This window comes from Shewanella sp. MMG014 (assembly GCF_018100775.1).
GTDB classification, from domain to species: Bacteria; Pseudomonadota; Gammaproteobacteria; order Enterobacterales; family Shewanellaceae; genus Shewanella; species Shewanella japonica.
Map to the genome: position 1 here is coordinate 210,186 of NZ_JAGJDZ010000006.1, position 16,652 is coordinate 226,837.

Annotated in this window: 11 protein-coding genes; 8 read left to right on the forward strand and 3 right to left on the reverse strand. The window is 42.1% G+C overall.

The window, feature by feature from the left end; genetic code table 11:
- Positions 1-71: 71 nt before the first annotated feature.
- Positions 72-2,555, forward strand: a complete 2,484-nt coding sequence (napA, locus tag J8L86_RS11830) for a nitrate reductase catalytic subunit NapA (protein ID WP_211030446.1) — start codon at positions 72-74, stop codon at positions 2,553-2,555.
- A 107-nt stretch (positions 2,556-2,662) separates the two neighbouring features.
- Entirely contained in the window at positions 2,663-3,088 is a 426-nt protein-coding gene (locus J8L86_RS11835; RefSeq protein ID WP_055022651.1) for a nitrate reductase cytochrome c-type subunit, read from the forward strand.
- 102 nt (positions 3,089-3,190) lie between these two features.
- On the opposite strand, the gene J8L86_RS11840 is transcribed toward J8L86_RS11835, so the two are convergent.
- The 3 genes from J8L86_RS11840 to J8L86_RS11850 all read right to left on the reverse strand — a co-directional run bounded on the left by J8L86_RS11840 (position 3,191) and on the right by J8L86_RS11850 (position 10,933).
- Positions 3,191-3,655: a GNAT family N-acetyltransferase gene (locus tag J8L86_RS11840; RefSeq protein ID WP_211030448.1), complete on the reverse strand. Its 465-nt coding sequence runs from the start codon at positions 3,653-3,655 to the stop codon at positions 3,191-3,193.
- Positions 3,656-3,856: 201 nt separating this feature from the next.
- Positions 3,857-5,941, reverse strand: a complete 2,085-nt coding sequence (fusA, locus tag J8L86_RS11845) for an elongation factor G (protein ID WP_080914906.1) — start codon at positions 5,939-5,941, stop codon at positions 3,857-3,859.
- A 435-nt stretch (positions 5,942-6,376) separates the two neighbouring features.
- Positions 6,377-10,933: a biotin carboxylase N-terminal domain-containing protein gene (locus J8L86_RS11850; protein ID WP_211030450.1), complete on the reverse strand. Its 4,557-nt coding sequence runs from the start codon at positions 10,931-10,933 to the stop codon at positions 6,377-6,379.
- Positions 10,934-11,057: 124 nt separating this feature from the next.
- Here J8L86_RS11850 and J8L86_RS11855 point away from each other — a divergent pair, with 124 nt between their 5' ends.
- The 6 genes from J8L86_RS11855 (at position 11,058) to gshB (ending at position 16,588) form a co-directional block, all read left to right on the forward strand.
- Complete coding sequence (locus J8L86_RS11855) at positions 11,058-11,969, forward strand: LysR family transcriptional regulator (protein ID WP_055022654.1); 912 nt, start codon at positions 11,058-11,060, stop codon at positions 11,967-11,969.
- Between the two features lie 92 nt (positions 11,970-12,061).
- Positions 12,062-13,192, forward strand: coding sequence for a hypothetical protein (locus tag J8L86_RS11860; protein ID WP_211030563.1), 1,131 nt, complete (start codon positions 12,062-12,064; stop codon positions 13,190-13,192).
- A 140-nt stretch (positions 13,193-13,332) separates the two neighbouring features.
- Positions 13,333-13,923 (forward strand): SprT family zinc-dependent metalloprotease, encoded by a 591-nt coding sequence (locus tag J8L86_RS11865; protein ID WP_065109806.1) that lies wholly within the window; start codon positions 13,333-13,335, stop codon positions 13,921-13,923.
- 216 nt (positions 13,924-14,139) lie between these two features.
- Positions 14,140-14,853 carry an endonuclease gene (locus J8L86_RS11870; protein WP_065110053.1) on the forward strand — a complete coding sequence of 238 codons (714 nt, stop codon included), beginning with the start codon at positions 14,140-14,142 and terminating at the stop codon, positions 14,851-14,853.
- Positions 14,854-14,862: 9 nt separating this feature from the next.
- Complete coding sequence (rsmE, locus tag J8L86_RS11875) at positions 14,863-15,597, forward strand: 16S rRNA (uracil(1498)-N(3))-methyltransferase (protein WP_065109805.1); 735 nt, start codon at positions 14,863-14,865, stop codon at positions 15,595-15,597.
- Between the two features lie 37 nt (positions 15,598-15,634).
- Positions 15,635-16,588 carry a glutathione synthase gene (gene gshB / locus J8L86_RS11880; protein WP_211030452.1) on the forward strand — a complete coding sequence of 318 codons (954 nt, stop codon included), beginning with the start codon at positions 15,635-15,637 and terminating at the stop codon, positions 16,586-16,588.
- Positions 16,589-16,652: the final 64 nt, after the last annotated feature.

The window sequence follows — 16,652 nt, forward strand, 5'->3', positions numbered from 1 at the left end:
ATTATTTGGCATATAAAACGATGATTAACCTTTCAAGGTTATCAACTAACAGCAAAGAGTGAGGAAACACCATGAGCATAAGCCGTCGCGAGTTTCTAAAAGCCAATGCCGCTACTGCAGCCGCGTCGGCTGTTGGGCTTGCCTTACCAATCAAAATGGTTCAAGCAGAAGAGAAATCTGCAGAAATTAAATGGGATAAAGCCCCATGTCGTTTCTGTGGTGTAGGTTGTAGTGTATTAGTCGGAACAAAAGGCGGTAAAGTTGTTGCGACTCAAGGTGACCCAGAAAGCCCAGTTAACAAAGGTCTTAACTGTGTTAAAGGCTACTTCCTGTCTAAGATCATGTACGGTAAGGATCGTTTAACTTCGCCATTATTAAGAATGAAAGATGGCAAGTATGACAAAGAAGGTGAGTTCACTCCTGTTAGTTGGGATGTTGCTCTAGACACTATGGCTGACAAGTGGAAAGAAAGCATCGCCAAAAAAGGGCCAACTTCAGTTGGTATGTTTGGTTCTGGCCAATGGACAATTTGGGAAGGCTACGCTGCATCTAAATTGCATAAAGCTGGCTTCTTAACCAACAACATCGATCCTAACGCACGTCACTGTATGGCATCTGCAGTGGGTGGTTTCATGCGTACTTTTGGCATTGATGAGCCAATGGGTAGTTATGACGACTTCGAAGCGGCAGATCATTTCGTGCTTTGGGGCGCGAACATGGCAGAAATGCATCCAATTTTATGGTCTCGCTTAACTGACCGTCGTTTAAGCCACGCAGGCAGCAAGGTTCACGTTTTATCAACGTTTGAAAACCGCAGCTTCGAGCTTGCCGACAACGCAATGGTATTTAAGCCACAGTCTGACCTAGTTATCTTGAACTATATTGCTAACTACATCATTCAAAACGATGCGGTTAATAAAGACTTCGTTAACAAACACACAAACTTCGCTGAAGGTGTCACTGACATTGGTTATGGCTTACGTCCAGAGCATCCATTAGAGCAGAAAGCGAAAAACCCAGGTAACGGTAAATCTAAGCCTATCTCGTTTGAAGAATACGCGAAGTTCGTTAGCACATACACTGCTGAATACGCTTCAGAAATGAGTGGTGTACCTGTTGAGAATCTTGAGGAAATGGCAAAAGCTTACGCTGATCCTAACATCAAGATCATGAGCTTATGGACCATGGGTATTAACCAACATACTCGTGGTGTTTGGGCAAACAACATGCTTTATAACATTCACTTGTTAACCGGTAAAATTGCTACCCCAGGCAACAGCCCGTTCTCGTTAACTGGCCAACCATCAGCTTGTGGTACGGCTCGTGAAGTCGGTACATTCGCTCACCGTCTACCTGCAGATATGGTCGTTGCTAACCCTAAACATCGTGCGATGACTGAAGATTTATGGCAATTACCTGAAGGCACTATCCCGCCTAAACCAGGTTATCACGCCGTTCTTCAAAGCCGTATGCTTAAAGATGGCAAGTTAAATTGTTACTGGACTATGTGTACCAATAACATGCAGGCTGGTCCTAATATCAATGATGAAATTTACCCTGGTTTCCGTAACCCTGAAAACTTCATCGTGGTATCTGATCCATACCCAACGGTTACCGCAACTGCCGCTGACTTGATTCTTCCAACAGCAATGTGGGTAGAAAAAGAAGGGGCTTACGGAAACGCTGAACGTCGTACTCATATGTGGCATCAGCAAGTTAAAGCACCGGAAGGCGCTAAGTCTGATTTGTGGCAACTTGTTGAGTTCTCTAAGCGCTTCAAAGTGTCAGAAGTATGGCCTGCTGAATTAATTGCTAAAAAACCTGAATACGCTGAAAAAACGTTATATGACATCTTGTTCGCAAATGGTGTAGTGGATAAATTCCCTACTTCTGAGTGTAAAGGCGACTACAACGATGAAAATGATGCATTCGGTTTCTACCTTCAAAAGGGTCTGTTTGAAGAGTACGCACAGTTTGGTCGTGGCCATGGTCATGACTTAGATACCTTTGAAAACTACCACGAAAACCGCGGTAAACGCTGGCCTGTTGTTAACGGTACTGAAACAGTTCGTCGCTTCGTTGAAGGCAGTGACCCATACGTTAAAGCGGGTGAAGGTTATAACTTCTACGGAAAGCCTGATGGTCGCGCAGTTATTTTCGCTCTACCATTCGAGCCAGCAGCGGAAGAGCCAAATGAAGAATTCGACTTATGGATGTCTACGGGACGTGTTCTTGAACACTGGCATACAGCAAGTATGACTGCACGTGTACCTGAGCTACACAAGTCATATCCAGATGCACAGGTATTCATGCACCCTAAAGATGCGAGTAGTCGTGGTCTTAAAAATGGTGATGAAGTGAAAGTGATTTCTCCACGTGGAGAAGTTAAAACACGTGTTGAAACCAAAGGCCGTAACAAACCGCCTGTCGGCGTGGTATTTATGCCATTCTTTGACGCTAGACAGCTGGTAAACAAGTTATTACTCGATGCGACTGATCCGTTATCTAAAGAAACGGACTTCAAGAAGTGTCCTGTGAAGATTGTTAAAGCCTAATTTGACTGACTGTCATGCCTCTTTAAACGATATTGAGGCATGACAACATCACTAATTTTCTCTATCCATTGATGATGAAACATAATGGATATGACGGAGTGTAAATCATGAAGAAAATACTCAGCCTTGCTGCGATAGTGCTCAGTCTTAGCGCTTGCTCAGGCCAACAAGCACAAGAAGCTGCCGCACCTGTAAATGTTAAATCACTTGCCGGAGACGTAGCCATTACTGATACGTTACCTGCAGAAGCTAAAGCGACTTACCCAAGTCGTGGGACAGCTTTAGAAAGAGATTTTGTACATATGCCGCCGCTCATTCCGCATAAAGACTCTTATAAACTAACAACCAAGAAAAATGGGTGCTTAACCTGTCACAGCACAGAAAAAGCAGCTCGCATGAAAGCGACACCAGTGCATGAGTCTCACTTAAGTGCAGACGGTAAGTTTGATGATAAATATTACTTCTGTGTTCAGTGTCACGTTGCACAAGCTGATAATAAAGAAGCGTTAGTGGGTAACACTCACACTAACTAAGCTTTATTGAGTCAGAATATTACAAACAATAAAATGCCACCGTCCTATGACTGTGGCATTTTTTATGGCTGTTAATTTTCTACAGCACTTTATAAAGTATTTTTACAGTACTTTGCGCATGACAAAGTTATTAATCTTCTGACCTCTAACTTCCACTCTTTGAGCCTCTTCTTCCACAAAGCCATATCGGCTGAAAAATGGTTTTGCGGTAATACTCACTTCAGCATACAAACTGTTAAGCTTTAACTTTGTAGCCTTATTGAAGATGGCTTGCATTAATGCAGCACCCACACCTTGTCTCTGAAAGTCTGCGCTACAGTAGAAATGATCGATGTAACCATCATCTTGAAGATCTGCAAAACCTGCAATCACATGATTAACCTCAGCCACAAACGGATTAATTTTTGTCACTCTTTCTACCCAAGCGCTTTCATTGTATTCATGGGGCGCCCACGCGGTCACCTCAGCTAACGAATAGTGCTGACGGTTAACATTATGAATAGTGTTAAGCTTTAGCTGCCATAAAGGCTTTATGTCGCTTGTGGTAAAGCGCCTTACTTTAATCATGACTCTTCCTTGATACTATTTTTGCCTACATTTTACATCTTGATATATAAGTCACAAGGCGCTACGACGCTTCAAACACGTAAAGATGCTCGTTACTTTCTCTTAATAAAAACCGAATAGACAAACTCTCAGTATTGAATTTTAAGCATAAAAAAACCGCTGCAAAGGCAGCGGTTTTTAATTAAAGGGTTTAGTTAAGAATTACTTCTTAGCTTCACGCTCTTTAACTTCAGCAATTACTTTTTCAGCAACACTGTTTGGACATGGTGCGTAGTGAGCGAATTCCATAGAGAATTGGCCACGACCAGATGTCATAGTACGTAGTGAACCGATGTAACCGAACATTTCTGATAACGGTACGTCAGCTTTAATACGAACACCAGTAACACCAGCCATTTGGTCTTTGATCATACCACGACGACGGTTAAGGTCACCAATTACGTCACCTACGTTGTCTTCTGGGCTGAATACGTCAACATTCATGATAGGCTCAAGAAGTTGTGCACCGGCTTTAGGCATAGACTGACGGAATGCGCCTTTAGCAGCGATTTCGAACGCGATAGCTGACGAGTCAACTGCGTGGAAAGCACCATCAGTAAGTTCTAGTTCAACGTCTAACACAGGGAAACCAGCAACAGTACCGGTGTTCATCATGCTAGCGAAACCTTTCTCAACTGCAGGCCAGAATTCTTTAGGTACGTTACCACCAACAACTGAAGAGCTGAAAGTGAAGCCAGAGTTTTGCTCACCTGGACGGATAACGTAGTCGATCTTACCGAACTGACCAGAACCACCAGACTGTTTCTTATGCGTGTAGCTATCTTCTGTAACTTTAGTGATAGTTTCACGGTAAGCAACTTGAGGCTCACCAACAATTAAGTCAACACCGTAAGTACGCTTAAGGATGTCTACTTTAATGTCTAAGTGAAGCTCACCCATACCTTTAAGGATGGTTTCGCCTGAATCTTCGTCAGTTTCTACGCGGAAAGATGGATCTTCTGCAATCATTTTACCGATAGCGATACCCATTTTCTCTGAACCACCTTTATCTTTAGGTGCTACAGCGATAGAGATTACTGGCTCTGGGAATACCATTGCTTCAAGAGTACAAGGATGTTTAACATCACATAAAGTGTGACCAGTTTGAACATTCTTCATACCTACGATAGCGATAATGTCACCAGCTTGAGCTGAATCTAATTCGTTACGCTCATCTGCTTGCATCTCAACCATACGGCCAACACGCTCAGTTTTACCTGTTGCAGAGTTAAGGATAGTGTCACCCTTCTTAATACGACCTGAGTAGATACGTACGAAAGTTAGTGCACCGAAACGGTCATCCATAATCTTGAATGCAAGCGCTTTTAATGGAGCATCTGCATCAACGATTGCGTGTTCGCCAGTTTCATTACCTTCTTCATCAGTAAGAGGTTGTGGATCAACTTCAACTGGGTTAGGTAAGTAATCAACAACAGCATCAAGAAGAAGCTGCATACCTTTGTTCTTGAACGCAGAACCACAGTATGTTGGGAAGAAGTCCATTGTACGAGTACCCTTACGGATACAACGCTTGATGTCTTCCATAGATGGCTCTTCGCCTTCCATGTAAGCTTCCATTAGATCGTCGTCTTGCTCAACAGCAGTTTCGATTAACATTTCGCGGTATTCTTCTACCAAGTCAACCATGTCAGCTGGAACGTCTTCAATCTTGTAGTTTTCTGCTTGGCCTGTTTCATCCCAAACCCATGCTTTACGGGTTAATAGGTCAACAACACCAGAGAATTCGTCTTCGATACCAATCGGTAAAACCATAACTAATGGATTAGCAGCTAGAACGTCTTGAGTTTGCTTAACAACACGTAAGAAATCAGCACCCATACGGTCTAATTTGTTTACGAAGATGATACGCGCAACTTCTGATTCGTTAGCATAACGCCAGTTAGTTTCTGACTGAGGCTCAACACCACCAGAACCACAGAATACACCTACACCGCCATCAAGAACTTTAAGCGAACGATATACTTCAACTGTGAAGTCAACGTGGCCTGGAGTGTCGATAACGTTAAAACGGTGGTCATTCCAGAAACAGCTTACTGCTGCTGACTGAATAGTAATACCGCGCTCAGCTTCCTGTTCCATGAAGTCAGTAGTAGATTCACCATCATGTACTTCACCGATCTTATGGATCTTACCGGTTAGCTTTAGGATACGCTCGGTGGTCGTGGTTTTACCCGCGTCAACGTGAGCGAAGATACCAATGTTTCTGTATTTGGATAATTCGGTCATGATTCAACTTTAATGATTAGTTAAGAGGTAAACGGAGTATGTAAAAAAGCTAGACACACCGCACATCTGGTTATTTAAGGCGCATATTGTAAGTGGGAACCTTCAAATGCGCAAATGAGACTTGCAAAATTTATCACATTTCGCATAAAAAAATTGTCATTAATTTCAATATTTCTAAATAAAACAACAAAATAAAAGTTATTGTTTATTTTTCAAACAACTTAATTTTTTATGTTAAAACACCGCATTTTTGACAACGGCTAGCTCAACCGAGGTAAATTTCGTGCAATTAGCAACAAAAAAGCCAATTTGTATCAAAACAAACATGCTATTCGTTAAAACTTGCTGGTAATTTCCATAAAAAAATCCCCAGCCATAAACTGAGGATTTTTGCTATATCATCGCCATAAACATTACATTATGGCTTGTTCATTATTACTCACCGTCAATCGGTAAAATAACAAACAGTAAGTCGCCTTGTGATACTTGCTGACCGTTACCATTCAGAATACGTTCGATACGGTACTTCTGATTTTCAGGGTAAAGAATCGCATTTTGACGGTTAAAGCCGGCTAATGTGACTTGTGAGAACATCTTCATCGCTTCTGTAAGCGCTAAAGTTTGATCGACAGTGACAATGTCACCTTCTTTAACGAAGTCAGGCTCACCTGGCGCTGGAGAGGTATAGAAGATACCGGCACCTTGTGCGAGTACTTTAAGTTCATTACTCTCAGCAACACGTAATGATTCAGTATCTAAACCAACAGTTTCAGCCGCTGCTTCCATTTCAGCAACCAATGCAGGTACGTCTAGCTCTGCCATTAGGCGTGGCAGATAATTCGTATCGTAAACACCTTGGTTAAAGGTGGCATCTTTCAGAATTAGCTTCAGTAATGGAATGTTAGTCGCAATACCCTTGATAACGACACTGTCTAGATATGCAGACATCTTAGAGACAACATCTTCACGTGACTCACCACGGATAATGATTTGTGCGATTAAGCTATCGTAGTATGGCGATACTTCCTTACCAGTTTCAGCGATAGAAATAATCTCAATACCTTCACCTTCTGGCATCACGCACTCAGTTATCATGCCAGGGTTTGGTAATAATTGAAGTACACCTTCGCTATCTAAAGCTGCTTTTTCAGCAGTGACACGTACTTCCATCGCGTAACCTTGCTCAACAGGCTGTAAATCTTCAATTGAGCGACCTGCAGCAATATCGAACTGAGCGCTAACAATATCAATACCTGATGTTGCTTCAGTAACTGGATGCTCTACTTGTAGACGTGTATTCATTTCCATGAAGTACACTTCGTTAGCATCAAGGTTGTAAATAAACTCAACCGTACCAGCACCCATGTAATCAGTCGCATCACCTAAAGCACGCGTATACTCCAGTACACGTTGCTTCAATTCTTCAGGCAACATGGTTGAACCAGACTCTTCGATTACTTTTTGGTTATTACGTTGAACTGAACAGTCACGAATACCCAATACTTTGGTGTTACCAAACTTATCACGTAACAATTGCACTTCGATGTGACGAAGTGAAGTCACGTATTTCTCAAGGTATAAATCACCGTTACCAAATGCTGCAGCCGCTTCAGTAGAGGTTTTTTGGAATAAGCCAATCATGTCTTCAGGCTTAGTGACAACCTGGATACCTTTACCGCCACCACCTTGTACCGCTTTAAGCAATACTGGGTAACCAATTTCAATGGCCACATTCACTGCTTGTTCAGCATTAGTTAAAATACCATGTGAACCAGGTACAACAGGCACATTTTGCGCTTGCGAAGTCTTAATTGCATTCGACTTGTTACCCATAGTCGTCATTGAATGAACGCTAGGACCAACAAAGTTAACGCCATTGTTTACACACAATGCAGCAAACTGCGGGCTTTCAGATAAGAAACCAATACCAGGGTGAAGTGCATCTACGTTTTCGTAATCAGCCACTTTCAGAACAGAGTATGCATTTAAGTAACTTTCATCTGAGGTGTTACCACCAATACAAACCAGCTTATCGTTAACTTTCAACATATCTGCTGGCACTGAGGTCATATCAGGATCTGAAGCAACAAGAACAACATTGATGTCATTATCATGTGCCTTACGGATCAATTTAACCGCTGTACAGCCACGTGCGTGAACCAAGACTTTGTCAATTGGCTTCATCAGCATACGAGGATCGTCTTGAACGATTTTCTCTTCTATCGCTTTCACTTCCGGCACTAAGCTTGATAATGCTTTCGCAATGACATCATGGGCATGTAATGTCGGTAGTGGCATTAACGGATCAATGCTTGATAAATGGCTATCGAGTGTGTCGCTGAATGGATTATGCACTAACCCCGTCATTGCACCAGGTACTTTTGATAAGTAGTTAGATAACGTTGCAGTAGACGGCAAGTAAGCAGGAACAACCATTTGACCCGCAAACGGCATATTTGTACCTGATAGGTAGTAAGTTTGCACTAAAGGATGCGTTACAAAACTTGCTTGAGCACCACCAGTACAATCACCAAAACCAAACATCAATACTGGTAATTCGTTATCACGAACAAAACGGGTAATACGGTCATTAACCACAGCCATTGAGAATAGCGCCGCTGCACCTTCTTTAGTTTGCATACCACCTGAACTGATGAAACAAACGACAGGTAATTTACGCTTAGCACATTCAATCAATAGCGCGCTGAACTTCTCAGCACTCGCCATATCAAATGCACCCGCTTGGAATGCAATATTTGATACCGCAACACCTACACGTAATTTGCTTTCGCCATGTTCAAAGTCAGCAAGACCTGTGATTAAACCACATGGGCGAATGCTTTTATCTAATGCATCTTCAATAGATAAACGGAAACCAGGGAAGTTAAGTTGGTTTGCCGACATTTTGTCGCCATTTAGCTCTTCGAATTCTGTGAAGAACTTAGCAATCACACTTTCCCAACCCATTTTTCCTTGACGTTTTTCATCACGTAAAACTTTTTGGATAAGTAAATCTTGGTAACCCATAGTCAAACGGTTCCAGAAGTCTTTACGACGACCAATGCGCACAGGGTTAATTGCACCCGTGTACTTAGAATGGTCTTCTTCACTGTCAAAGTATTCTGGTAATAAACGTTCAAAGAAGTAAGTTAAGATCACGAATAAACTGTCGTTTAATTGCGGGAAACCAACACTCTTCCATTGCTCAACACGAGTCAGCAGTTCAGCACGGTTCGATTGACCCATGAAGAATTTAAGCCACTTGTAGAACTTACTTTTATCATTGGCATCATCATTAGTAGATAATGCAGTGTCGATAGAAGTATGTAATAGCTTATCAACTGATTCACGCGATAAGCTTTTAGACATCATCGCTTCTTTAGAAATCGATGCTAAATTTTGAACCACATTGTCATATAACGCATTGAAGATAAGTACGTTGTGACATTGCCAAATAAAGTCTTCACGCAGCTCATCATTAACAACAATATCAAGCACGGTTAACTGATTAAGCTCAGGCCATGGCGCTTGTGTTGTTGAAGCAGGTAAAGACTCAAGGTACTTGATTAAGCCTTTAAAGTTGTTCGCAGCATTGCTTTTCCAGCGATGATATAGCGACCAACCAATGTTGAATAACAATGCCTTACGTGCTTTTTTATAGTTTTCTTTTGGCTCACCAAGAATGAAACGAGTAATGACGTTACGTTCAGCTGAAATTTCGCTACGTTTACTGTCGAATGTGCCCCAAAGCTTATTCAATTCTTCATCGTAAACTAGCTTATCTGGCGTTGATAACCATGCTTGGAAAACACTGTCTTGTTCTTGCTGAATACGTGCTAATAAATCACCTTCAGGCACACTGACTTTCGACAAGCGACCATACTGTTCAACAGAAATAGAATGAATACGGCTACGTAAGGTTAAATAACGTAGGTAACGATATGCACTGCCAAATAAGTTATGGTGCATGGTCGGGCTGTTCGCCACAGCCAAACCTTGGTTATTTTCAAGTGCAGCTAAGTTCTTAGATGGGTCTAAGAAACGCGACAAACTGCGGTCATAATGCTCACGTAAATCATCAGAATCACGAACGAAAGTAATTGCTGCTTTCTCTACTGCTTCAATACCACTGATAATTGCACGACGTAAATTATGTTGGCGCTCATCTTTATCGTATGGTGAGAAATCAACGATACCGTCGATACAACCTGCAGAAAGTAACTCTTCTGGTGATACACCGACTGACTTAGCACATTCCTGCCAAGACAAGTTATATTTACGGGCAATTGATTGCAAACCTTGAGGCTGAATAGTATTGAAAATACCATCACGTAATGACAATAAGATGTTGGCTGCAGCTAATGGAATTGCACCGCCTGAGTAACCCGCACCAATGACAATACCAACGGTTGGAACATCAACGTTGGCACTTTCAGCAATCGCTTTTGAAATCGAGTGTGCTTGGTTTTGACTGTTAGCCACTTCACCCGCATCAGCACCTGGAGTGTCAATGAGGTATACGATTGGCATTGATAACTCAGCAAAATGACGAATCGCTTTACATGCCGCTAAGTGATGCTCTGGCATCCACGCGCCATTAGATGTGGTTCTTTCTTGAGCGATAAAACCAACACGGCGAGTACGAGAACCGAAATTTAATTCAATTTCAGCACTGTAAAAAGAGCCTAAATGCTCTTCAGTGATCAGCTTACCTTTAAGGTCTGCAATCACACGCTTGGCACTTGGGCGGTTTTTATCTTGAGTCGGTTGAATAACCTTAGATACATAACTGTCAACATCAAGTGTCGACAATTCTTTTAAATTCGATTGGATAGCATCTTCAGAAAGTAGACCTTTAACTTCTTCAGCTAATGTCTGCTTACTGTGGGCTGGGAAAAGCGAAAAATCTTTAGCTAAATGTTCCGCTTGTAAAAATAGTGGATCAGCCACTTGTTGTACTGTCTTGTTTACGGGCTGCTTTTTGCTAGTCATCCTTAGATCCTCTGCTTTTATAGCCTCTAAAATTTTTAGTCGGTAAATATAACTTTGTTCGCTGTCCAATTACCATTAAACTGTCGAAGACGCTTTGTTCCATTTTTGAGACAGTGAGGCTAAAGTGCCTGATTTAAACGGTATGATGCTGTTTGCAGCAGTAGTTAGAGCAAAAGGCTTTTCGCAAGCCGCCCGAGACATCGGACAACCAAAATCAACCATAAGTCGCAAAGTAGCTCAATTAGAAGAGCAACTTGGCGTGCGTTTATTGCAACGGGACACGCGTAATTTAAGCCTAACCCAAGTTGGTGCATTATTCTTTCAGCATTGCGATTCGATTAGCCAAGAAATTGATGCCGCCAAGGCCATTATTGAAAATACCCATAGCGATATTTCGGGGTCTTTGCGTATCGCAATTCCAGTGTCATTTTCTCAAGAAGTCATTGCTAACTTATGTAGTAGCTTCATGCGTCTTTACCCCAACATTGAGCTGGATGTTCAATTTACCGACAGTAATGTAGGCTTAGTGGGTGAAGGCTATGATATCGCCATCAAGTACGGGCCGTTAGAATCCTCTGACTTAGTCGCTCGATTGCTTTTTGAGCGCCAACCTATTTTAGTCGCAAGTCCTGGTTATCTCAAAAAATCGGGCACGCCAGCGACGCCCCAAGAGCTAGCTCAGCACAGTGGGATATTATTAGGAACAAGCTTATCAGCACCAATATGGCCTGTTGGTAAAGGGAGCCGTAAAACAATGGCCACCTTTAAACGCAAAGTACGCGTTAATAGTGCCAGTATGGTTAAGCGACTCGCTCAAGATGACTTTGGCATTGCGATGTTATCAAATACCAGTTGTAAGCAAGAGTTAGCCGCAGGAACATTAGTGCCACTGTTGCAAGAATGGCCGATGGAACCATTTAAAGTTTATGGGGTTTACTCAAGCCGCCGCCAGTTAGCCAGTAATATCAGTGCATTTTTAGACTTCTTCGCCAAACGTTATAGTAGTCAGGAATCATTACAATCTATAATGAATTAGCGATCTAGCCGTGTTAAATTAAACAATAACAAAGACATTCTAAAGGAATAGCCATGTTCAAGCCCTTAATCACAAGCACATTAGCTGTAGCAATGTTGCTCAGTGTTAATCCCGCCTATGCGCAAAATGAATCAAGCAGCCTAAATGTAGAAGAATTGCGCCTACCTAATGTGATGGAAGTGATGGCAGATGTGGCTAACCGCTTTGATAACCTTAATACACAATTAGATAATAAGCTCAATTCATCAACGGATGAACTGGCCATTACGCAAATGGTGGCATCACAAGGAACCAAGCTTTGGCAACAGGCAGTCGCCGATGTTAAAGCAGGTAACTACGATGATCGCGCGCTCTACTGGAGCCGCTTAGCAATGCGAAAAACCTTAAAAACAGCAGATGCTGGTTACAATATAGTGCCTTGGCAGCGCGACATTCTGATTAACGCATTTGAGAAGTCATCTCGCGGGTTAAGCGATATTCACTTTAAACCAGAAACTCGAATAAAGATCCTAGTCACTGGCTTTGACCCTTTCTTTTTAGACAAAGACATCACTCAAAGTAACCCTTCAGGATTAACTGCATTAGCACTTGATGGCATGACGTTCGACGTTAATGGTAAACAAGCTCAAATCGAAACTGTGATGATCCCAGTTCGTTTTGCTGATTTCGATGACGGTATGATTGAATCTCTACTGACACCTATGTATCGCGATAACAGTATTGATATGATTTTCACCGTCAGTATGGGGCGAGATGATTTTGATATTGAGCGTTTTCCTGCAAGAGGTCGAAGTGCTGCAGCGCCTGATAATCTCAATGTTTATACTGGTGCCAGTAAAACTGCTCCACAAGCTCCGCTGTTCAATGGAGGAACATTAAACGGTCCTGAATTTGTTGAGTTCTCACTGCCTGTTAGCGCAATGCAACAAGTAGAGGGTAAATGGAAGGTCAATGACAATCATCAAGTCACCACCGTGAGCCGTGGACAATTTGATGCGAAAAACATTTACGAATTAGCCAATGAAACATCAGTTGAAGGTTCTGGCGGCGGCTATTTGTCCAATGAAATATCTTATCGTAGTATCTTGTTAAAACAGCAGTTTAACCGTGATATTCCTGTTGGGCACATTCATACCCCGAGAGTCAGTGGTTATGATGCCGATACGGAATGGGCCATTGTTGAACAAATCGTCGACATGATAAAACTTGCCGCTGCAGAATAACTGCAGCATCACTCATCTTGCCGCATGCTATTATCTCAAGGTTTGCGGCAGGACGATTCTACACGCTATAATCAAGCTCGATGTCTTCATTTCCTTATTCACTATAAACGTTTTCAACAAGCCTTTTAGCTAAGCCAAATATGCTTAAATCATTGTTCCGTCGTCAAACGCAGTCATCAATAAACCACGCTGCACCAAGTATTCCCAACGATAAAGCATCGATGAAAACTTGTTTACCTAAAACTGAGGCGCAACAACAAATTTTACGCAAAGTAGAAGCTGACTATCTGCAAGCAGAAAGCTTATTGAAACGTCAATTCCCTCGCCCTACTATCCAATTTACCTTAAGAGGAAAAAGCGCAGGAACGGCTCACCTCCAATTAAATAAGCTCAGGTTTAACCCTGTATTACTTGAAGAAAATATCACTGAATTTATCGATCAAGTTGTGCCTCATGAAATCAGCCATTTACTCAGTTTTCAACTGTATGGTCGGGTTAAGCCCCACGGGCAAGAGTGGCAAAACATCATGACTAATATATTTAATGTACCTGCCGATACGACCCATCAGCTGAATACTCAATCCGTTGCAGGTAAGCAATTTCAATATCGTTGTGACTGTGGTCCTATCATGTTATCCATTAGGCGCCACAATAAAGTGCAACGTCATCAAACACAGTACCGCTGCAAATCTTGTCAGCAAGTATTAACGCCATTAACTCTTTCGCAATAACTTCCGCAATAATCTGCTATTTAATAATGCAAAATATGTGCTTATGGTCTGGAAGTTAAAATCCAAAATACAATCCACAGTTCTGATTGCATCCCAAGTTTCAATCCCTTACCATCCTTTGCAAATATCAGGCTAAACCAACCCGTATAGCCTGTGCCGTATTGAATGTCGTTAGGGTTTATTGTGCCGTATTTAAAAGTTTCAAATCTGTTCCAAATGGGTATCGTGTTATTTGTTATCACAACTATTACGAGTGCTAGTGCGCAAGCAGCCCAACATCCATCAAGTTTTAGAAGTGCGAAAAAAATTGCCCAAAAGATATATAGTCAGTCATTACCAATGAGTAGCTTTTATTGCGGTTGTGATATTGAAGTGATTGGTAAACAATGGAAACCAAACCTAGATAGCTGTGGTTACCAAGTACGCAAACAAATTCCACGAGCAAATCGAATCGAGTGGGAGCATGTTGTCCCTGCATGGGAGTTTGGTCATCAGTTGCAGTGCTGGCAAAATGGCGGTCGTAAGAATTGCGGCAGAACCAGTGCAGAATTTAAGAAAATGGAAGCCGATTTACACAATCTAACCCCTGCTGTTGGTGAAGTTAATGGCGATAGAAGCAACTACCGCTTTAGCGAATGGAATGGAGAAGCCACACAATATGGCCAATGTGCTATGGTTGTTGACTTTAAAGGCCGCAAAGCACAGCCGCCAAAGCAAAGCCGCGGCGCAATTGCTCGTACCTACTTTTACATGCAGCAAACCTATGGTTTAGCTATCTCTGCTAGCCAGAAACGCTTATTCAACGCATGGGATAAAACTTATCCAGTTGATAAGGTTGAATGTTTAAGAGATAAATTAATTTCAGAGAATCAAGGCAATCATAATAATTTTGTCTTAAAACAATGTCAGAATCTCGGCCTCATTGATTAAGGATTTACTATGCGCGTCCCAAGAATTTACCAACCAATCAATGATCTTGCTGTTAATCAGCTCGTAAAACTAGACGAAGATGGTGCTGCGCACATTGGTCGTGTTCTGCGAATGACCGAAGGCGAAAACATCCGTTTATTTACTGGAAATGGCAACGATTATTTGGCAACAATAATCAGTGCAAACAAAAAAAACGTCACCGTTGAAATCGTTGAAAATACGCCAAATAATTCAGAGTCACCACTAGACTTACATTTAGGTCAAGTGATATCTCGAGGTGACAGAATGGACTTTACCATTCAAAAGTCAGTTGAATTGGGCGTAACCACTATCACCCCGCTCTTTTCTGACCGCTGTGGGGTCAAATTAAGTGGCGAGCGTTTAGAAAAGAAAATCAGCCAATGGCAAAAAATTGTCATCAGTGCTTGTGAACAATCGGGACGTAGTTTCGTACCGAAAGTCAGGCCTGCAATGACACTTAATCAATGGTGTGCTGAGCAAACTGACGCATTAAAGTTAAATCTGCACCCGCGTGCTGCACATGGCATTAATGGACTATCGCTAGAAAATACCAAGGTTCGGTTATTAATTGGCCCTGAAGGCGGTCTATCAGAAGAAGAGATCGCCATGACGGAAACACATCAATTTACGGATGTGTTACTTGGCCCTAGAGTATTACGCACAGAAACAGCTTCACTGACTGCGATTACCGCGTTGCAACTACGTTTCGGTGATATCGGTTAATCAATGATAATAAGCATTGAGAAAATAAGGATAAAGTATGATTAAGCTCGGCATAGTAATGGATCCAATCAGCGACATTAACATTAAAAAAGACTCTAGCTTTGCAATGTTAATGGCAGCCCAATCTCGTGGTTACGAACTGTATTATATGGAAATGCAAGATCTCGCTATGGTAAATGGCAAGGCAATGGCAACCATGCGTTCACTGACAGTTGAAGATAATGCCACTAAATGGTTTGAATTAGGCGACAGCGAAGATACGCCACTTGCTGACTTAGATGTCATTTTAATGCGTAAAGATCCGCCATTTGATACTGAGTTCATTTATGCCACTTACATGCTTGAACGCGCTGAAGAAGAAGGCGTTTTAATCGTCAACAAACCACAAAGTTTGCGTGATGCGAATGAAAAATTGTTCACTGCTTGGTTTCCAGAGTTTACCCCTGAAACCGTGGTAACTCGTGATGCCAAACGCATCCGTGCTTTCCTCGCTGAAAAAGGCGATATTATTCTTAAACCACTTGATGGTATGGGTGGTGCATCAATTTTCCGTGTAAAGCAAGATGACCCGAACATTGGCGTTATTTTAGAAACGCTAACCGAACACGGTACTCGTTACGCCATGGCGCAAGGCTTTATCCCTGAAATTAAACAAGGTGATAAACGTATTTTAGTTGTTGATGGTGAGCCAGTCCCTTACTCACTTGCACGTATACCCATGAAAGGTGAAACCCGAGGTAATTTAGCGGCAGGTGGCAGCGGGGTTGCTCAGCCGCTATCTGAAAGCGATTTTCATATTGCACGCACATTAGGGCCTGAACTTAAAAAGCGAGGCCTCATCTTTGTTGGGTTAGATGTTATCGGTGATAAGCTCACCGAAATCAATGTTACTAGTCCAACGTGCATCAAAGAAATTGAAGCTGCGTTTGATGTCGATATTACCGGCATGCTAATGGACGCAATTGAAGCACGAATCAATAAACAAGCTTAACAATATTATAGGCTCAATAATGACGGTCATTTACCATCAAGTTGAGCCTTAATTTTACTTCAGG

Excerpts from the sequence above, each read along its gene's own strand:
- napA (WP_211030446.1), top strand. The coding sequence starts at position 72 with ATGAGCATAAGCCGTCGCGAGTTTCTAAAAGCCAATGCCGCTACTGCA.
- J8L86_RS11835 (WP_055022651.1), top strand. The coding sequence starts at position 2,663 with ATGAAGAAAATACTCAGCCTTGCTGCGATAGTGCTCAGTCTTAGCGCT.
- J8L86_RS11840 (WP_211030448.1), bottom strand. The coding sequence starts at position 3,655 with ATGATTAAAGTAAGGCGCTTTACCACAAGCGACATAAAGCCTTTATGG.
- fusA (WP_080914906.1), bottom strand. The coding sequence starts at position 5,941 with ATGACCGAATTATCCAAATACAGAAACATTGGTATCTTCGCTCACGTT.
- J8L86_RS11850 (WP_211030450.1), bottom strand. The coding sequence starts at position 10,933 with ATGACTAGCAAAAAGCAGCCCGTAAACAAGACAGTACAACAAGTGGCT.
- J8L86_RS11860 (WP_211030563.1), top strand. The coding sequence starts at position 12,062 with ATGTTGCTCAGTGTTAATCCCGCCTATGCGCAAAATGAATCAAGCAGC.
- J8L86_RS11865 (WP_065109806.1), top strand. The coding sequence starts at position 13,333 with ATGCTTAAATCATTGTTCCGTCGTCAAACGCAGTCATCAATAAACCAC.
- J8L86_RS11870 (WP_065110053.1), top strand. The coding sequence starts at position 14,140 with ATGGGTATCGTGTTATTTGTTATCACAACTATTACGAGTGCTAGTGCG.
- rsmE (WP_065109805.1), top strand. The coding sequence starts at position 14,863 with ATGCGCGTCCCAAGAATTTACCAACCAATCAATGATCTTGCTGTTAAT.
- gshB (WP_211030452.1), top strand. The coding sequence starts at position 15,635 with ATGATTAAGCTCGGCATAGTAATGGATCCAATCAGCGACATTAACATT.